The 17,913-nt window shown below is 63.1% G+C and carries 16 protein-coding genes; 4 read left to right on the forward strand and 12 right to left on the reverse strand.

The features are described 5' to 3' along the window. Positions 1-99: 99 nt before the first annotated feature. Complete coding sequence (locus tag LNV07_RS17395) at positions 100-807, reverse strand: TetR family transcriptional regulator (RefSeq protein WP_263572432.1); 708 nt, start codon at positions 805-807, stop codon at positions 100-102. Between the two features lie 101 nt (positions 808-908). Here LNV07_RS17395 and LNV07_RS17400 point away from each other — a divergent pair, with 101 nt between their 5' ends. The 3 genes from LNV07_RS17400 to LNV07_RS17410 are packed head-to-tail and all read left to right on the forward strand — an operon-like array spanning position 909 to position 6,739. Continuing rightward, positions 909-2,156 carry an efflux RND transporter periplasmic adaptor subunit gene (locus tag LNV07_RS17400; protein ID WP_263572433.1) on the forward strand — a complete coding sequence of 416 codons (1,248 nt, stop codon included), beginning with the start codon at positions 909-911 and terminating at the stop codon, positions 2,154-2,156. A 15-nt stretch (positions 2,157-2,171) separates the two neighbouring features. Further along, positions 2,172-5,342, forward strand: a complete 3,171-nt coding sequence (locus LNV07_RS17405) for an efflux RND transporter permease subunit (RefSeq protein WP_263572434.1) — start codon at positions 2,172-2,174, stop codon at positions 5,340-5,342. Positions 5,343-5,347: 5 nt separating this feature from the next. After that, a complete protein-coding gene (locus LNV07_RS17410; RefSeq protein WP_263572435.1) occupies positions 5,348-6,739 on the forward strand; it encodes an efflux transporter outer membrane subunit in 1,392 nt (463 codons plus the stop codon). Positions 6,740-6,808: 69 nt separating this feature from the next. Here LNV07_RS17410 and LNV07_RS17415 read toward each other — a convergent pair whose 3' ends face one another. Further along, entirely contained in the window at positions 6,809-7,027 is a 219-nt protein-coding gene (locus LNV07_RS17415; protein WP_263572436.1) for a hypothetical protein, read from the reverse strand. A 401-nt stretch (positions 7,028-7,428) separates the two neighbouring features. After that, on the reverse strand, positions 7,429-7,635 hold the full coding sequence (locus LNV07_RS17420) for a cold-shock protein (protein ID WP_263534780.1): 207 nt from the start codon (positions 7,633-7,635) through the stop codon (positions 7,429-7,431). A gap of 367 nt (positions 7,636-8,002) precedes the next feature. Between LNV07_RS17420 and LNV07_RS17425 the strand changes: the two genes are divergently transcribed. Further along, complete coding sequence (locus LNV07_RS17425) at positions 8,003-8,851, forward strand: alpha/beta fold hydrolase (RefSeq protein ID WP_263572437.1); 849 nt, start codon at positions 8,003-8,005, stop codon at positions 8,849-8,851. Here LNV07_RS17425 and LNV07_RS17430 read toward each other — a convergent pair whose 3' ends face one another. From LNV07_RS17430 to LNV07_RS17470, 9 genes are all read right to left on the reverse strand, one after another. Beyond that, positions 8,852-9,235, reverse strand: coding sequence for a PilZ domain-containing protein (locus LNV07_RS17430; protein WP_318013748.1), 384 nt, complete (start codon positions 9,233-9,235; stop codon positions 8,852-8,854). 68 nt (positions 9,236-9,303) lie between these two features. Further along, positions 9,304-9,750 (reverse strand): hypothetical protein, encoded by a 447-nt coding sequence (locus tag LNV07_RS17435; protein WP_263572438.1) that lies wholly within the window; start codon positions 9,748-9,750, stop codon positions 9,304-9,306. A 136-nt stretch (positions 9,751-9,886) separates the two neighbouring features. Next, positions 9,887-10,537 (reverse strand): nucleotidyl cyclase domain-containing protein, encoded by a 651-nt coding sequence (locus LNV07_RS17440; protein ID WP_263572439.1) that lies wholly within the window; start codon positions 10,535-10,537, stop codon positions 9,887-9,889. Between the two features lie 71 nt (positions 10,538-10,608). Further along, positions 10,609-11,949, reverse strand: a complete 1,341-nt coding sequence (locus tag LNV07_RS17445; protein ID WP_263572440.1) for a sensor histidine kinase — start codon at positions 11,947-11,949, stop codon at positions 10,609-10,611. Then, entirely contained in the window at positions 11,949-13,298 is a 1,350-nt protein-coding gene (locus LNV07_RS17450; RefSeq protein ID WP_263572441.1) for a sigma-54-dependent transcriptional regulator, read from the reverse strand. The genes LNV07_RS17445 and LNV07_RS17450 overlap by 1 nt, the downstream gene beginning before the upstream one ends. A 19-nt stretch (positions 13,299-13,317) precedes the next feature. Then, positions 13,318-14,538, reverse strand: coding sequence for an ABC transporter permease (locus LNV07_RS17455; protein WP_263572442.1), 1,221 nt, complete (start codon positions 14,536-14,538; stop codon positions 13,318-13,320). Between the two features lie 27 nt (positions 14,539-14,565). Next, positions 14,566-15,876 (reverse strand): ABC transporter permease, encoded by a 1,311-nt coding sequence (locus tag LNV07_RS17460; RefSeq protein ID WP_263572443.1) that lies wholly within the window; start codon positions 15,874-15,876, stop codon positions 14,566-14,568. Next, positions 15,873-17,171, reverse strand: a complete 1,299-nt coding sequence (locus tag LNV07_RS17465; protein ID WP_263572444.1) for a TolC family outer membrane protein — start codon at positions 17,169-17,171, stop codon at positions 15,873-15,875. Before LNV07_RS17465 ends, LNV07_RS17460 begins: the two co-directional genes overlap by 4 nt. Positions 17,172-17,176: 5 nt before the next feature. After that, positions 17,177-17,899, reverse strand: coding sequence for an ABC transporter ATP-binding protein (locus tag LNV07_RS17470; protein WP_263572445.1), 723 nt, complete (start codon positions 17,897-17,899; stop codon positions 17,177-17,179). Positions 17,900-17,913 lie beyond the last annotated feature (14 nt).

Below are 17,913 nucleotides of genomic sequence, written 5' to 3' on the forward strand. Positions count from 1 at the left end.
TGATTGTCCCTGACTTGGGGCAAACCCGCTGATTGCCGGCAAAAATCAAGGGCTTAGCGCCCGCATGTGGCGGACTTTCTTCATGACGCGGGCGTTTTGTCAGGCGCCAGGCTCGCTGCTGCGCCGGCAAATGCCGACCTGGCCCAGGCGTGCGCGTTCTTCCTGGCTCATCGGCGGCAGCAAATTGGCGTCCTTGGAGGCCAAGCTGGTCAAGAAGCCTTCCACAGCAGCGTGCCCGACTTCCAGCAGGTCGAAAGAGCTGGGGTCCATCATCCATTGGTGCAGCAAGCCGTCCACGAGGGCCACCAAGGACAGCGCGGCAACGCGGGTATCCAGGCTGGCTGGCAATTGCCCTAAGCCGACGGCGTGATTGAACGCGGCACGGTTTTGCTCGCGCCATTCGCGGTGCGCGGCCAGTTTGCGTTCTTGCAAGGCCTGCATCTCGCCGGTGTACTCGACCTTTTGCATCGCGATTTCAAACACACGGCGGGTGCGTTCGTTGTGCATGGCCGAGTAGAAAACGTTGACCAAACCCCAACGCAATTCCGTCAGCGTCAGGTGGGCTGCGGCCGCGCTGGGCGGGTGCATGCCTTCTTCGAGCGGCATGGTGGCGCGCTCCATCATGGCGTTGAACAACTCGGCCTTGTCCTGAAAATGCCAGTAGATCGCCCCGCGCGTCACGCCCGCCGCCAAGGCAATGTCTTGCAGCGAGCAGCGCGAAACACCGCGTTGCTGGAACAGCAACTCCGCCGCGTCGAGCAAGCTGTTGCGCGTTTCCTGGGCTTCGAGTTTGGTTTTCCTGGCCATCGTGAGGATATTTTAACCTCGTTTACATACATACGCGGATGTATGTATAGAATGCGAGCCATTCTTGTTCAGTTGCTTCTACACATTTGCCTCCCATCACCATGCCGACAAAAAACGCATCCTTGACCCCACGCGCGCTGAGTACCGGCGCTCGGGTTCTCTACCTGATTCCCTTGGTCATCGCCGTGGCTGCCGCATTGACGGCTTGCGGCGGCGGCACGGGTGATAGGCCCGCCGCTGGCGGCGGCGCCCCTCCACCGCCTCAGGTTGGCGTGATCAGCGCGCAGCAGCAGGCCGTGGCCTTGCAGACCGAATTGCCTGGCCGGGTCGAGGCCTTGCGTACCGCGCAGGTGAGGGCGCGCGTCAATGGCGTGGTGCTCAAGCGCTTGTTCACGGAAGGGGCCGAAGTCAAAGCCGGCCAGGCCTTGTTCCAGATCGACCCGGCGCCCTACCAGGCTGCACTCGACAGCGCTCAAGCCAACTTGGCCAAGGCGCAGGCCAATCTGAGCCAGGCGGCCGCTCAAGCCGAGCGCAACAAGCCTTTGTACGAAGGCCGGGCCATTTCGCAGCAGGAATATTTGATTTCGGTTGCTAGCGCCAAATCCGCCGAGGCCGATGTGGCCGCCGCAAAGGCCGCCATCACCGGTGCCAAGCTGAATCTGGACTATGCCCATGTGACGGCCCCGATTTCCGGCCGCATTGGCCGCGCGCTGGTGACCGAGGGCGCGTTGGTCAGCGCCGCCGAGGCGACCCAGCTGGCCCTGGTTCAGCAGACCTCCAGCGTGTTTGTCAATTTCACCCAGAGCGCCAACGAGGTGCAGCAAATGCGCCGAGCGCTCAATGCCGGCCAGTTGCGCAAGCTCGCATCCAAGACCGGCCAGCCTGCGGCCGAAGTGCGCATCGTGCTGGACGACGGCAGCGAGCTCAAGCAAGCCGGCCGACTGCTCTTCACCGATTTGAGCGTCGACCCGAGCTCCGGCCAGGTGATGCTGCGCGCCGAGGTGGCCAATGCCGAGGCTCAGCTCTTGCCCGGCCAATATGTGCGGGTGCGCCTGGTGCAGGCCGAGTTGCCGGCCGGTATTTTGCTGCCGCAGCAAGCCGTCAAGCGCGGTAATCAGGGGGACTCGGTGCTGGTCATCGGCCCCGACAACAAGCCGCTGAACCGCATGGTCAAGATCGGCCAGGCTGCCGGCAATCAATGGGTGGTGCTGGACGGTCTGAAGGTCGGCGAGCAGGTCATTGTTGACGGCTTCCAGAAGATGTTCGTGCCCGGCGCGCCGGTGACGCCGGTGCCTTGGAGCGCTGCACCCTTGTCTGCCGCCTCGGCCGCCAACCCTTCAAGCAAATAAGCCGAGGATCACGCAATGGCACGTTTTTTCATTGATCGACCGATTTTTGCCTGGGTGATTGCGCTGTTCATTTTGGTGTTTGGCGCTGTCGCCATCACCAAACTGCCGGTCGCCCAGTACCCGACCGTGGCGCCGCCGTCGCTGGTCATCAGCGCCATCTATCCGGGAGCTTCCGCCAAGACGCTGGACGAGAGCGTTATTTCCGTGATCGAGCAAGAGCTCAATGGCGCGCCCGGCCTGGCCTATCTGGAGTCGGTCAGCCAGGCCAATGGCACCGGTGCGATCACCGTGACCTTTGAGCCCGGCACCAACATCGACCTGGCTCAAGTCGAAATCCAGAACCGCTTGGGCCGTGCCACGCCGCGCCTGCCGGCCGCCGTGGTGCAGCAGGGCGTGCGGGTGGACAAGGCGCGCAGCAACTTCTTGTTGTTCGTCACCTTGTCGTCCAAGCATGGGACGATGGATCCCGTGCAGTTGGGTGATTACGCCTCGCGCAACATCATCCCCGAGATCCAGCGCCTGCCCGGCATTGGCCAGGCTCAGCTGTTTGGCACCGAGCGGGCGATGCGCATCTGGCTGGATCCGGCCAAGATGCTGTCCTTCAATATCAGCCCGTCCGAGGTCAATAACGCGATCCGCAATCAGAATGCGCTGGTGCCGGCCGGCACGCTCGGTGATCTGCCGAATCTGTCCAGCCAGACCATGTCGGCCACCGTGGTGGTCAAGGGTCAGCTGGAAAGCGCCGCGCAGTTCCAGAACGTGGTGCTGCGCGCCAACGCCGACGGATCGAGCGTGCGACTGAAGGACGTCGCGCGCATCGAACTGGGCGGTCAAAGCTATGGTTCCTACTCGCGCCTGAACGGCAAGCCCTCCACCGGCATCGGCATCCAGCTGGCGCCGAGTGGCAATGCGCTGGCGGCCGCCGATGCGGTCAAGGCTCGCATGCTGGAGTTGCAGCGCTACTTCCCCGAGGACGTCAACTACGAGATCCCTTACGACTCGTCCAAGTTCGTCGACATCTCGATCAAGCAGGTGGTGATGACCTTGATCGAGGCCATCGTGCTGGTCTTCCTGGTGATGTTCCTGTTCCTGCAGAACTGGCGCTACACGCTGATTCCGACCCTGGTCGTGCCGATTGCGCTGCTGGGCACCTTCGCCATCATGTTGACGATGGGTTTTTCCATCAATGTGCTGACGCTGTTCGGCATGGTGCTGGCGATCGGCATTTTGGTCGATGATGCGATCGTGGTGGTGGAGAACGTCGAACGCATCATGAACGAGGAAGGGCTGTCGCCGCTGGAGGCGACCCGCAAGGCGATGGGGCAGATCTCCGGCGCGATCATCGGCATCACCGTGGTGCTGGTGTCGGTTTTCGTGCCGATGGCCTTCTTCGCCGGGTCGGTCGGCAATATCTACCGGCAGTTTTCGCTCGCGATGGTGGCGGCGATGCTCTTGTCCGCGCTGATGGCGCTGACGCTGACGCCGGCGCTGTGCGCGACGCTGCTCAAGCCCGTGCAGGCCGGCCATGCGCATGCCAAGACCGGCTTCTTCGGCTGGTTCAATCGCGGCTTCTCGCGCACCGCCAAGGGCTATGAAGGCTGGGTCGCCAAGCTGCTGCGCCGCAGCGGGCGTGTGCTGCTCATCTATGTGGCGCTTGTGGCCGTGGTCGGCGTGCTCTATGTGCGTATGCCGACTTCCTTCTTGCCCAATGAAGATCAGGGTTATCTGATCGTCAATGTGCAGCTGCCGCCGGGTGCGACGACCAACCGCACCGAGGCGGCGGTCAAGCAGGTGGAAGACTTCATGCTCAAGCAGCCCGAGGTGCAGGCCACCGTCGGCGTGATCGGTTTCTCCTTTTCGGGTCAGGGGCAGAACGCGGCGCTGGTGTTTGTGCCGCTGAAACCCTGGAGCGAACGCCATGGCCCCGAGCACAGCGCACAGGCGCTGGCCGGGCGTGCCTTCGGCGCGATGATGGCGGTGCGCGATGCCTTCATCTACCCGCTGTCGCCGCCGCCCATCCCCGAGCTGGGCACCGCTTCAGGCTTTGCCCTGCGTCTGCAAGACCGCGCGGGTCTCGGTCACGAGGCCTTGTTGAATGCGCGCAATCAGTTGATGGGCATGGCCGCCAAGAGCAAGGTGATCACCGGCATGCGGCCGGACGGCCTGGAAGATGCGCCCCAGTTGCAGGTCGAGATCGACCGCGACAAGGCGAATGCGCTGGGCGTTGCCTATGAATCGGTGGCGGCGGTGATAGGCACCCAGCTGGGTTCGGCCTATATCAATGACTTCCCGAGCAGCGGCCGGTTGCAGCGGGTGATCGTGCAGGCCGAGGCAGCCGCGCGGATGAAGCCCGAGGACTTGCTCAAGCTGAATGTCAACAACAATCTGGGCAAGAGCGTGCCGCTGGCGGCCTTCGCGACCACGCATTGGAGCAGCGGTCAGATGCAGGCGGTGCGCTACAACGGCTACCCGGCGATGCGTCTGGCCGGCGATGCGGCGCTGGGTGCATCCACCGGCGACGCCATGAAGGAGCTGGAGCAGATGATCGCCAAGCTGCCGGCCGGTATCGGCTTCGAGTGGACCGGCCTGTCGCGTGAAGAAAAGCTCTCGGGCTCGCAGGCAACGATTCTGCTGGTGTTCTCGCTGCTGGCGGTGTTCCTGTGTCTGGCCGCGCTGTACGAGAGCTGGACCATCCCCTTGGCTGTTTTGCTGGTGGTGCCGCTGGGCTTGCTGGGGGCCTTGGCCGGTGCCTCGCTGCGCGACATGCCCAATGACGTGTTCTTGAAGGTGGGCCTGATCACCATCATCGGCCTGTCAGCCAAGAACGCGATCCTGATCATCGAGTTCGCCAAGGACTTGCAGGCCGAAGGTCTAGGCCTGATCGAATCGATTCTGCAAGCCTGCCATCTGCGTTTTCGGCCCATCATCATGACCTCGATGGCCTTCATTCTTGGCGTTATGCCTTTGGTGTTCGCCAGCGGCGCGGGCTCGGCCAGCCAGCGCGCCATCGGTACCGGCGTGATGGCCGGCATGATCTCGGCCACCTTGTTGGCGGTCTTGTTCGTGCCGGTGTTCTTCTTGGCGGTGCGGCGTGTTTTCAAGGGCACCGAGCGGCAACGCCAGCTCAGCGCCCAACATCATCTAGCTAGCGGCGTGGCGCAGGCGCCAGCGTCGGCTCAGGAGTAATCGCAATGAATCGCCCTAGTTTCCTCCCCATCACGCTGATCGCGGCCGCGTCAACCTTGTTGCTCAGTGCCTGCATGTCTTTGGCACCCGAGCACAAGACGCCGGCGGCGCCGCTGGCAGCAAGCTGGAATCATGCTTCGGCAGACGGGCAAAGCGCTGCCGACTTGCCCTGGCAGAGCTTCTACGCCGCCGACGCGCGGCTCAGCGAGCTGATCGCAATCGCCCTCAAGAACAACCGCGATCTGCGCATGGCGCTGCTCAATGTCGAGCAGGCGCGCGCGCTGGCGCGGGTCGCCGACGCCAACCGCCTGCCCACCATCGGCGCCGGACTCAGCGCCAATCGGCAGCCCAAAACAGACGGCAGCGGCGGCAGCAGCAATAGCTACCAAGCCGGCTTGCAGATCAGCGCCTTCGAGCTCGATTTGTTCGGGCGAGTGAAGAGTCAGAGTGACGCTGCGCTGGCGCGTTACTTGGCCAGCGCCGAGGGCAGCCGCTCCGCGCAGATCAGCCTGGTGGCCGGCGTGGCTTCAAGCTATCTGGCGCTGCAAGCCGATCACGAGTTATTGGCCTTAGCGCGCCAGACGGCAGCGGCCCGCGAGGACAGTTTGCGTTTGACCAAGCTGAAATTTGACGGCGGCGCCGGCTCGGCCCTGGACCTGAGTGGGGCCGAGTCCGCTGCGGCGGCCGCGCGCGCCAGCCTCGCGCAGGCCAAGCGTCAGCGCGAGCAAAGCGAGAACGGCCTGGTGCTGCTGCTCGGTCAGCCGCTGCCCGCTAACTTGGCCGGTGGCCAGCCATTGGCGGCCGCTCGGGTGTTCGAGCTGCCGGCCGGTCTGCCGTCCGCGGTCTTGATCAAGCGCCCCGATGTCTTGCAGGCGGAGCAATTGCTGATCGCGGCGAATGCCAATATCGGCGCGGCGCGGGCGGCCTTTTTCCCGTCCATCAGCCTGACTACCAGCTTAGGGACAGCCAGCAATGAGCTGTCGCAATTGTTCAGCAACACGGTTTGGAGTCTGGGCGCGCAAGCGCTGATGCCGATCTTTGATGCCGGGCGCAATCAGGCCAATCTGGAAGCCAGCAAGGCGGCGCAAGCGATTGCGGTGGCGCAGTACGAAAAGACGGTGCAGCAGGCCTTCCGTGAGGTGGCCGACGCCTTGGCGGGCCGCGCCACTTATGCGGAGCAAGTGCGGGCGCAGGCCGAGCAAACCCGCGCCGAGGCCGAACGACTGCGTCTGGTGGGGCTACGTTTTGCCAATGGCGCGTCGAACAGCCTGGAGCTACTGGACGCTCAGCGTGCCAGTTATGCTGCGCAGCAGGCCTTGTTGCAGACCCGCCTGGGCCTGCTGCTGAACAATGTGCAGCTATACAAAGCGCTGGGCGGTGGCGTCGGTAAAGGTTGAGTTGCAATTGAGCATGAAAAAGGCGCTCCGAGGAGCGCCTTTTCTCATGGGCCTTGGCCTATTTGCTCATCAATGCGCGCGCACCCAGGCCAGGCCTTCGGCCGTTGCGTAACGCATTGCGGCGCGCTGGCTGATGAAGCGTGGCGTGAAGCGCATGACCCGGTCATGGCTGGCCATGCCGCGTCCTGAGCGGATTGAAACGGACGCAGCAAAACTGCCATCGTCCTGGGGTTTGATCATGGGTGAGACAAGATATTTGCCCACCTCAATGCTGTTTTTAGTTTGCATTTTTCTGAGAGAGGTGTGCGCCATGACAGCTGTCGCGGCGCGATATGGCGAAGGGAGATTTTCTATTGACTGCGTGATCGGGGTACGCGCATGGGATCGTGAGTCTTCGTGGCCTCAAACGATGGTATTGGCTTTGTCGTTGTGGCTTGGTGGCCGCATGACGGGTGCCGGGCTCAATGGGCCGACCTTTGTTTTGCTTGCCGGGATTTGTAATTATTTTGGCAAGGTGACACTCGCGACGCATCAGCATTCAATGGCGCGCTTGGTTTTGTTGGGGGCAAAACCGCTTGATCCGGGGAGATCAAACTCAAAACGGGTAGTACAGAGAGTCAAAACAAAAGGGTCAGCACTTGCGCGCCAACCCTTTTTAGTCACGGCGCTTGCGCGCCGTACCGGGGCTATTACAGGCCGCGGATGTTCGAAGCTTGCAGACCCTTAGGGCCTTGCTTGACTTCAAACTCAACCTTTTGGTTTTCGGCCAAAGTGCGGAAGCCGCCGTTGTTGCGGATTTCGCTGTGGTGAGCGAACAGGTCCTTGGAGCCGTCTTCTGGCGTGATGAAGCCGAAGCCCTTGCCGTCGTCAAACCACTTTACGGTGCCAGTTTGCATTGTCGTCATGATGTGTTCCTTTTGAAACTATTGAAAAAACACTCCGCGGCTTGCGACTTTGCAAGGCCTGCGAAGACAGAAACACTCAAGAACAGTCAAACGGGAGTTGAAACTGAAGCGAGCCTAGCGCGACGAATAAAGCGTACGTACGGCGGGGCTGCAGATTGAAGACCTTGAAGAAACGGTCTTGTGCGTATCTATCCAGCTAATGTAGCACGAATATGACTGGTTTGTCTATGTTTTCGAGTTTTAGCTTGGAGATCTCGCTCGACGCCAATGTGGTGTTGGATGTTTGAAGGTGCGTTTGAGGGCGCTTAACCGACTCGGCGTCTTGCATACTCCTCTTTTGCCCAGAAAGGATGCAGCGATGAAGATCGATATCGGTGGCGGTGTGCGCTTATTCGTGGATGTCGAGGGGCCTGAGTGGGTGCCGGATGGTCCCGCTCTGCGGCAAAAGCCGACGCTGATCTGCCTGCATGGCGGGCCGGGTTTTGACCACAGTGGTTTTAAACCGTCGTTTTCTCGTTTGGCCGATTTGGCGCAAATCATCTATTACGACCACCGCGGCCATGGCCGCAGCGACGAGAGGCCGCGTGCCGAGTGGACGCTGGACACCTGGGCCGATGATGTGGTGCGCTTGTGTGATGCATTGGGTATCGTCAAGCCCATCGTGCTGGGTCAGTCCTTCGGGGGCTTTGTCGCGCAGCGATATATTGCCCGTCATCCCGGTCACGCATCCAAGGTGATCCTGTCTAGCACCTCGCCCAATATGGTGATGGCGCGCAAGCTGGCGATGTTTGAAAAACTTGGTGGCGCTCAGGCTCGCGAGCTGGCGCAGAAATTCTGGAGCGAGCCAACGCCGGCCAGTTGGGCGGCGTATTGGGCCGGCTGTCGCAAGCTCTACAACAGTACCGAGCCACGTGACCCCGATGCGGGTCAGCGCACCTTGTTGCGCGAGGACATCCTGCTTCATTTCGTTGGAGGCGAGAAGCAGGGCATGGATCTATTGTCCGGCCTGGCGCGGGCGCAATGTCCGGTGCTGGTGATGGCGGGCGAAGAAGACCCGGTTTGCCCGCTGGAGGATGCGCGCGACATGGCGGCCGCCTTGCCGGCGCAATGGTCGCAACTGGTCAGCTTCGCCGGCGTCGGCCATGGCGCTTGGCGCGATGACCCTGACGCCGCCTTTGCCGTGCTGCGTCAGTTTATTCAGCGCTGATCAGGGATTGATCAAGGCCGCCAACTCGCGCTCTACCAGCGTCGCGTCGCCCAGATTCATCTCGATCAGGCGGCGCAAGTGGGTGATGCTTTCGATATCTATGCTGCGACACAGAAAACCGGCATGTTTGCCCTCTACATGGGCCAACTCGCCGGCCATCGCGATGACGGTCGTTTTGTCGCTCAACAACACCTTCAGCAAGCAAGGCAGGTTGAGCGCAAGTTCGACCGCGTCGGGCATGCTGAGTAGCGCGCCCTTCAGCGACAGATCAAGCACCTGTGCCTTCAAGTGTTCTTGGGTAGTGATGAGCTCGGCCTCGACGTCGAAGGGGACGCGAGCGAAATGGCGGCGTTCGGTATTGATGGCAGGCTCCTGTTGACTGATTTGATGCTAGCAGAAGCGGTCCCGTACGGCGACCGGATTAGCGACCTGATTCGCGCCAGTTTGGGTCGTCAGCTGTCGTGGGCGTAAATGGTGCTTTGGTCGACCGCCTTTTGCAGACGCAAGGGCACGACGGCGTCCAGTCCCATCGATTCCAAGGTGTACCAAGCGGCGCGCAGATAGGCCGCGGTGGCATCGCGAATTTCCTCGTTTCCTTTGTCGCCGGGTTGGGCGAATCCCAATATCGCCAAGTTGTCGCCGCTGGGTTTGGCCTTCACGCTTCTTGGTTCGAGCGGCGGCGCCTTGTAGCGTCTGGCGATCTTGGCGAGCAGGGCCTGCACCTCATCGCTGTGGGCCGAGGGCCCCAGCAGGCGAGCCAAGTCACCGAGCACTTGCTCGGCAGCGGCGGCCAATAGCTGCGCCGCATGGTCGCTGCCGCCGCTCAAATAGAGGCCGGCCGCTAAGTCGGCGTATTCCAAGGCCATGGTCAGCTTGGATAGGTCGGCTTGAGTGCTCATGAATTTGGTTTTGGATAAGGGTGAGGCCAAATCGACCTCTGGGCGCAAGCGTCTGAGTGTAGGCCGAGCCAGCCCGGTAAGCTGGGGCTTGGCCCGAGCACAAAGTCACGCGGAGCCATGCTGAGTTAAGCGCCGATCAGGCCGCGCCGCTGCGCAAGCTATTGCCGCCGCCACGGCGTGCTGCGGCCAAGGCGCTCTCGGCGCGTTCCAGCAAACGGGCGACATCGTCGGCCGGCCCGCGCCAAGCGCTCAGGCCCATGCTGAGGCTGCCGCCGCTGCGCTGCTTGGGCCAAGCCGAGCGGACTCGCTCGCAGACCTTGCGCGCCGAGGCCAGATCGACATCGATCAAGACCAGCAGCAGGCCGTTGCCGGAGCCGCGGCCTTGGCGAGCGATCAAATCTTCGGGGCGACATTGGCGCAGCAGCAGCTCGGCGAGTTGCACCTGCTGAGTCACGCCTGGCGTAGCCCCGTCGGCCTCAAGGGCCACCAAACACAGGCCGGCGCCAAATTTTTCGGTATGAGTCAGCAACTCACTCAGGCGCTCCAGTAGATGCTCGCGTTCCAGTAACTCGGTGCTGCGGCCCAGCAGACTCAATTGATGAAAGCGCCGATGGTGTCGCAGCGCGGCCTCGAAATCACCGGCCTGCGCACACAAGTCGCTCAGGCGCTCAAGGGTGGCGCTCAAATCAGCCGCTAGCGCTGGGTCGGTCGCTTGCGTTTCGGCTTGTGCCTGTGCTTGTGCAATTGCCAGCTCCAATGCTTCGCGGCCGGCGCTGACTGGATTCATTTCGGGCGGCATTCGTGGCTCAATCTGCTTGGCATGTGACAGGCTCAAGGATAGCGCGCCGCCGGCCAATATCAATCCCTTGCAGGGATTGGTAGAAATAGGCTGACCGCCAAGCCGCCGCCGGCCCGGTTGGCCAGCGTGATGTGCCCGCCATGGGCCTCGGCTATTTCTCGCGCCAGCGCCAGACCCAGGCCGGTGCCGCCGCCTTGGGCGTTGCGTTTGGTCGAGTAGAACGGCAGCAGCGCTTGCGCCAACACCGCCTCGCTCATGCCGGGCCCGTGATCGGTGATCGTCATCACCAGCGCCTCCCCGCGCCACTGCAGGCTTAGGCCGACGCCTTCGGGCGGCCCACCGGCCTCATGGGCGTTTTTGATCAGGTTGATCAAGGCTTGCTCGATCTGTCCGGCATCAAAAAATCCGGCCTCCCCAGGCGGCGCACTTTCCAGCTTGAACTGGCAATGGGCACTCAGCCCGGCCAAGAACTCGGGCCACAAGACGGGGCTTGGCTGTGGCAGCGGCAGCTTGGCAAAGCTGGCGTAGCCGGACAGAAATTGATGCAGATGGCTGGCGCGCCCGCCTATGCTTTTGAAGACGCCCTCCAAGCGTTCGATCTGGCCACGCCGCGCCAACTCGGCGCCGCTGTGCGCTAGAGAGGAAATGGGCGCCAGCGAGTTATTCAGCTCATGGCTCATCACCCGAATCACCCGCTTCCAGCTCGCCACCTCCTGGCGCGACAGCTCGCGCGTCATGCGGCGAACCAACAGCAGGCGGTGCGCCTGACCCTGCAGCAAGAGGCTGCGCTGGGAAATGTGAAACTGCTCCTCTTGCTCGTTTTCGAGCACGCTGACGAGTTGGTCCTGCTGGCTTTGCAAGGCCGCAGCCAAGGTCGGCGGGGCATCTGCCAAAAGCTCGCTCAAGGTGGTGCCGGACAAGCTGCGTCCCTTGGCCAGCAATTGGCGTGCGGCAAGGTTGGCATAACTGACGATGCCTTGCGGGTTGCACAAAAGCATCGCGACGGGCGTGTTCTGCACCACGGTGTCCAGCAGCAACTCGCGCTGCGCGAGTTGTTTCCGCTGCTCGCGCAGGGCCAGGCCTAACTCGCTGTGCAAGCGCAGCAATTCGGCCAGCTCGGGCGGCTGATCACGGCCGGGCGCCGCCAGCGACATGCTGAAATCGCCGTCGCGGTAGCTCAAAACAGAACCCTCCAGCGCCCTCAGAAGCCGACGCAGTGGCGCCAGCATCAGGCCGGCCAACCAGATCAGCAAGGCCAGCAATATCAGCGCACCCCCGATCAGTGCTGCCATGTTTTGCATCGCCGGCCAGTTGCTCAGCGCCGCATTGGCCAGCCCGCCGGCCAGCGCCGCCATCAGCAGCAGCAGGGTCAGACGGGTCTGCAGGCCCGGGCTGCGCATCAGCCGGCGTCCAGACCGTAACGTTCCATCCGCCGGTACAAGGCTTGGCGCGACAGGCCCAGCTCCTGCGCTGCGCGGCTGACCACACCGCCGGCAGCGGCCAAGGCGCCCAGCACCGTCTCGCGGCTGGGCTCATCCAGGTTGCGGTTGGCGGCGGCCGCCGGCGTTGGGGTCGTCAAGCCCAGATGGCCGGGCTGAATCGCGCCTCCATCGGCCAGTAGACCGGCGCGCGCCATCACGTTTTTGAGTTCACGCACATTGCCCGGCCAGGGGTGGGCGAGCAGGGCGCTGCGGGCCGGCTCGGAAATGCGCCTGCTGCCGCCCGGGCCGAGGAAAAATTCGGCCAGCGGCAAGATATCGTCGCGCCGGTCGGCCAAGGCGGCCAGCCGCAGCTCAAACACATTAAGGCGGTAGTACAAGTCTTCGCGGAAAGTTCCCGCAGCCACCATCGCCTTCAAATCGGCATTGGTGGCGCTGATGACCCTGACCTTGGATTCGCGCGTCCGGCTGCTCCCCAAACGCTCAAAACGACCGGTCTCCAAAACTCGCAAAAGCTTGACCTGACCGGCCAGCGGCAGCGTGCCGATCTCGTCCAAGAACAGCGTGCCGCCATTGGCCGCCTCGAAGCGGCCTTCGCGCGCCTTGTGGGCGCCGGTGAAGGCGCCGCTGTCGGCACCGAACAGTTCGGCCTCGATCAAATCGGCCGGCAAAGCGCCGCAGTTCAGGGCGACAAACGGGCCCTTGCACTGCGCCGAGTTGGCATGCACCAGCGCCGCAACGCGCTCCTTGCCGCAGCCGTTCGGGCCGCTGACCAAGACCGGTAAATCCGTACGCGCCACTTGAGCGGCCAACTCCAAGGTTGACAGCATCGCCTCGGAGGCAAACACCAAGCCGTCCAAGTCGAAGCGCCGTTGCAAGGCCTCGCGGCGATCACGGCGCTGCTGATGATGGCGCCGCAACTCGCCCGAGGTTTCCGACAACTCCAGCAGATTTCCTATCGTGATGATCAGCTTGGCGTCGTCCCAGGGCTTGGCCAGATAGTCGGCCGCGCCGGCCTTGACCAACTCCACCGCCGCCTCCAGCCTTGTCCAGGCGGTCAGCAGAATCACCGGCAGGTCGGGATATTTGGCTCGAATGGCGCGAAACAGCAGCGCCCCTTCCGCGCCCGAGGTGGTGTCGGCCGTGAAGTTCATGTCCTGTATCACCAGGTCGATGTTGCGGCCGGCCAGCAGGCCTAAGCCCGCCTCGGGGCTGGCCGCATACAGCGGCTCAATCTCGTGCAGAGACAGCAGCAGCGAGAGGGCCTCGCCGACGCCGGGGTTGTCGTCAATGATCAGTACGTTTGCCATCAGGGTGAGAGCATAACAATCAAGCGCCTCTGAGTGCTTCGACCGGAGGCAAAGCCGCCGCCCGGCGGGCCGGCGCCAGCACCGCCAGTTGCCCCAAGCCCCACAGCACGAAGGCACCGATCGGCAAAAAGGCCAGCGGCAGCGGCGGCAACTCATAACTCTTCATCAGCAGCAGACTGATACCGTAGGCGGCGATCATGCCCAGGCCTATGCCTATCGTCGAGAGTATGAAATTCTCGGTCTGAAAGTAGCGCAAGATCTGACCCCTTGTGGCGCCAAGCGCCCGGCGGGTGCCAATCATGCGGGTGCGTTGCTGGACCCAGAAGCTGGCCAGGCCGACGATGCCGAAGGCGGTCACCACCAGCAGGCCTAAGCAAACGGCGGCCAGCAGATTGATCATGCTGCGGTCCTGGCGGTAGTAATGCTTGCGCTTGTCGGCCAGGCTTTGGCTCTCGATCAGGATGCGCTTGGCCCCGCTCTTGTCCAAGGCCAAGGCCGCTGCTTTCAGCACCTCGTCGCGCTTGCCCGGCTCGGTCCGTGCGATGAAATAGCCACCGCGAAAAGTCTCGCGTACCGGCAGCAACATGCTGTAGTTCAGCGACTCGTCCTTGCCGCCCGGTTGCGGCGATACCAGGCGGTCAACCACGCCGACCACGCGGATCGGCTTTTCGCCTAAGCCATAGATCACCTGGCCCAGTGCATCGCCTTTCGGAAACATGCGCGTGGCCATCGCCCGGTTGAGGATGATGGCCGGGTAGCTCGCGTCCTCGGACTTCTCCAGATCCAGCAAATTTTGGTATTCGCCCGCCTCGAAATCCCGACCGGCAACCAGGCGCAGGCCTAGCGTCTTCAACCAAGCCTCGCTGACGTTGTACATCGACGCGGTGACGCCGCCGCCATCTTCCTTTTGCTGCAGTCGCATGGTGCTCATGGACATGTTTTCGCCAAAGGGCAGTTGATTGACCAAGGTGGCATCCTTGACGCCGGGCAATGCCCGCAAGGCCTGCAGGTCGGCGCGGGTCTGCGCGTCCTGATTCTCGACCGGGCCAATGGCACCGATGCGGAGCGAGACGATCTCTTGATCGGCCAGACCCGAAGGTTCGTTGATCTTGTCGATCCGTTGCATGATCAAAAACAAGGCGTTGCAGACGATGGCGCAGGTCAAGGCGATCTGCAGCACGATCAAGAATGACGCCGTTTTGTGGCGCTTCAAAGTGGCGAGGATGGGCAGGATGTCCATATTGCTAATTCCGTCCTTCTTGAGACTTTATTGAGACTTCAATTGCAGGGCCGGCGTGACCTGGCAAGCGCGCCAGGCGGGCAAAATGCCGGCGATCAGGCTTGCGGCCAAGGCCAAGCCTAGGGTGGTGGCTAACATCAAGGCGTCCATCTCGATCAGTCCGGCGTATTCACTGGCGCCATTGCGCACCGCCATGACGCCGGCCCAGGTCAGGCCCAGACCCAACAATCCACCGGCCAAGCCGAGACTGCCGGCCTCGACCAGAAACTGCGCAAAAATCTGCCGGCGAGGCGCGCCCAAGGCGCGGCGCGCGCCGATCTCGCCCGAGCGGCGCAGCGCCTTGGCCAGTTGCAGGCCGACCGTGTTGGTCAGGCAAACGGCCAGGAAGCCGAAGGCCAGCCAGAGTTGCAGGCCAATGTCATCGGGCACCACTTGGCTCTGCTTGAGCCAGGCCATCACGTCACGCATGCGCACATTGCTGGGGCGCTCGAAACGGCCGCTGGCACGCTGTTGCTCCGAGTATTGGTTCAGGTAGTTCAGGTAGTTTCTCGCCTTCTCGGGGCTGTCGAGTTGGGCCCAATATTGAATCCAGGAACAGGGTGCATTGAGGGCGCGGGCATTGCCGCCGGGGGGGCTGCCCCAGCAAGAAAAATTACCGGAGATGCCGAACCTGAGCGCCATCGCCGTGCTGAAGGGAAAGTAGATCTCGTCGATCCTGGAGAAAGCACCGTTGGTCAGGTCGTAGTACCGCGGTACGACGCGCCAGTCATTCATCACGCCGACGATGGTGACGTCCTTGTCACGCACGCGCAGCGTTTTGCCGCGGCTGTCGGCGCCGCCGAACAGGCGCTCGTTCAAGGCCTTGCTAATCACCGCCACGCGCGCCTCGGACTTGTCATCTTCCGCCGTCCAGCCCTTGCCGTAGAGGAAGGGCACCTCGAACATGGCGAAAAAGTCGGCCGAGGTGTTGCGCGATTTGGCGATGAAGGGTTGCTGGCCGGCTTGCGGCGGGGTGATCGCCATATTGCCGCCCGACATCATCACCTGCTTGTCGGCGCGGGCCTCGCGCAGCAAGGTCTCGGCGTCGAAGCGGGTCAGCTGCAAATTGGGTTCATCACCGGGCTTGTAGCCCCGCAGCGGATTGGCATCCAGTTGGATATTGAATAGGCGTCCGCTCTTGCCCGGGATCGGGTCGCCCGACAGCACGTGGAACACCGTCAGTGTCGTCATGCAGGCGGCCACGCCCATCGCGATGGTGATGAGCATCAGCGCGGTCAGCCCGCGCGAGGACTTGAAGCTGCGCAGCGCCAACTCGAAGTAATAGGTGAGCATCATCATGAGGATTTCCTTTCGGTGCTGGTCTGTTGCAACCATTGGTTGACGCCGGCCAATTCGGTCGCATCGAGTGCCCCGGCCGCTGCGCTGAGCAGCAGCTTGGCCAAGACGTAACGGTGGCGCGCTTGTTCATGCGCGTTCTGCGCCGAGGCCTGGGTTTGAATCGCCAGCAAGAGGTCGGTCATATTGCGTAGGCCCAGCGCCTGACCGGCCTTGGTGGAAGCGAGCGCTTGATTGGCGGCGGCGACGGCCAGGCGGCTGCTGTCCATCTGCGCCATCGCCGCCAGCACCGCTTGGTACTGGGCTTGGGTCTCACGGATCAGCGCCCGGCGGGTCTGCTCCTGCTCGCCCTGCGCCGCGTCACGCCGATAGCCGGCTTGGCGCACCTGCGACTGAGTCGCTCCGCCCGCAAAAAGCGGGATGTTCAACTTCAGTCCCACGGTGTTGATCGTGCGAGCGCCGGGTGAGTCATTGGGGCTGCGCCGTTCGCTGTCCAGGCCCAGACTCAGCGTCGGCAAATGGCCGGCGCGGGCCGCCTCGATGCGGCGCTCGCTGGCACTCACAGCCAATGCACTGGCCTTGAGCTGGGGGTTGCCGATCAAGGCGCGCTCCACCCAGGCTTGCGGATCTTGCGGTTGAGGCGCCAGCGCCGGCAGGTCTTGCACCAGGGCGGCCAATTCGCCCGGCTGACTGCCGGTGATTTCGGCCAGGCCCTGTTTGGCGTCGGCCAGGCCTTGCTCGGCCTGGACCACATTGCCGCGCACCAGCTGGTGATAGGTGCGCGCCTGGTCGACATCGAGCTGCGCCGACAAACCGGCCTCAAAGCGGCTTTGGGCTTGCTTGACCTGCTCGGCAAAGGCGGCCTCATTGGCCTGCGCGGTGTTCAGCCCCGCCTGCGCGATCAGCACCGCGAAATAGGCATTAGCGACACGCGCACAAAGCGCTTGCTGTGCGGCGCGCAGGCGCTCATCCTGGGCCGACAGCAAGGTGTTCTCGGCGGCCAGGCTGCGCCATTGGCCGATGTCCAGCAGGCTTTGGCTGATGTGGCTGGCCAGCAAGTTGGTGTTGGCCGAGCCGGGATTGACCTGGTTTTTATCGGCGGCCAGCGACCATTGCGGCAGCAGCGCGGCGCGCGCCTGGGTGGCGGCTTCTTGCTGCACGCCGCGCGTGGCGCTGGCGCCGGCCAAGACCGGGTCGGCCGCCAGCGCTTGCGTGTAAATGCTCAGCAGGTCGTCGGCCTGGGCCAGCGCCGGCAAGATCATCAGCGCGCCGAGCAAAACGAAAGTGTTGGCCTTCATGGCCTTCATCCGGCTTGCACCGACGCGGCCTTGAACAGCGCCGGGTCCATGCGTAGCTCGGCGGCGATGTCGACCACCTGGCCGTCGATCACATGCACATTGCGCTGGGCGCGGGCGGCCAGCTGCGGGTCATGCGTGACCATCACGATGGTGGCGCCTTCGCGGTGCAACTCCTCCAACAACTCCATCACGCTGCGCGCCATCTGGCTGTCGAGGTTGCCGGTCGGCTCGTCCGCCAGCAAGAGCTTGGGCTCGCCGGCCAGCGCGCGGGCGATCGCCACGCGCTGCTGCTGACCGCCGGACAATTCGGCCGGATAGTGCTTAGCGCGGGCCGACAGGCCGACGCGGGCTAAGGCCTCCTTGGCTCGGCGCGTGCGCTCGGCCGCCCCCATGCCGCGGTAGCGCAGCGGCACCTCGATATTGTCGAGCACGTTCAAATCACCGATCAGGTTGAAAGCCTGGAACACAAAGCCGATCTTCTGGTTGCGGATCTTCGAGCGCTCGTCGTCGTTCATGCGGCTGACGTCGACGCCGTCCAACTCGTAGCTGCCGCCGCTGAAGGCCTCCAGCAGGCCGGCGATGGTCAAAAAGGTGGTCTTGCCGGAACCGGACGGGCCGGTCACGGCAACGAATTCGCCTTGTTTGACCTCCAGATTGAAGTCGCGCAGCGCATAGGTCTCGACCATCTCGGTGCGGTAGACCTTGGCGAGTGATTTCATTTTCAACATGGTGTGGGATCCTG

Origin of the sequence: Roseateles oligotrophus, from assembly GCF_025717515.1 — a bacterium.
Lineage (GTDB): Bacteria > Pseudomonadota > Gammaproteobacteria > Burkholderiales > Burkholderiaceae_C > Paucibacter_A > Paucibacter_A oligotrophus.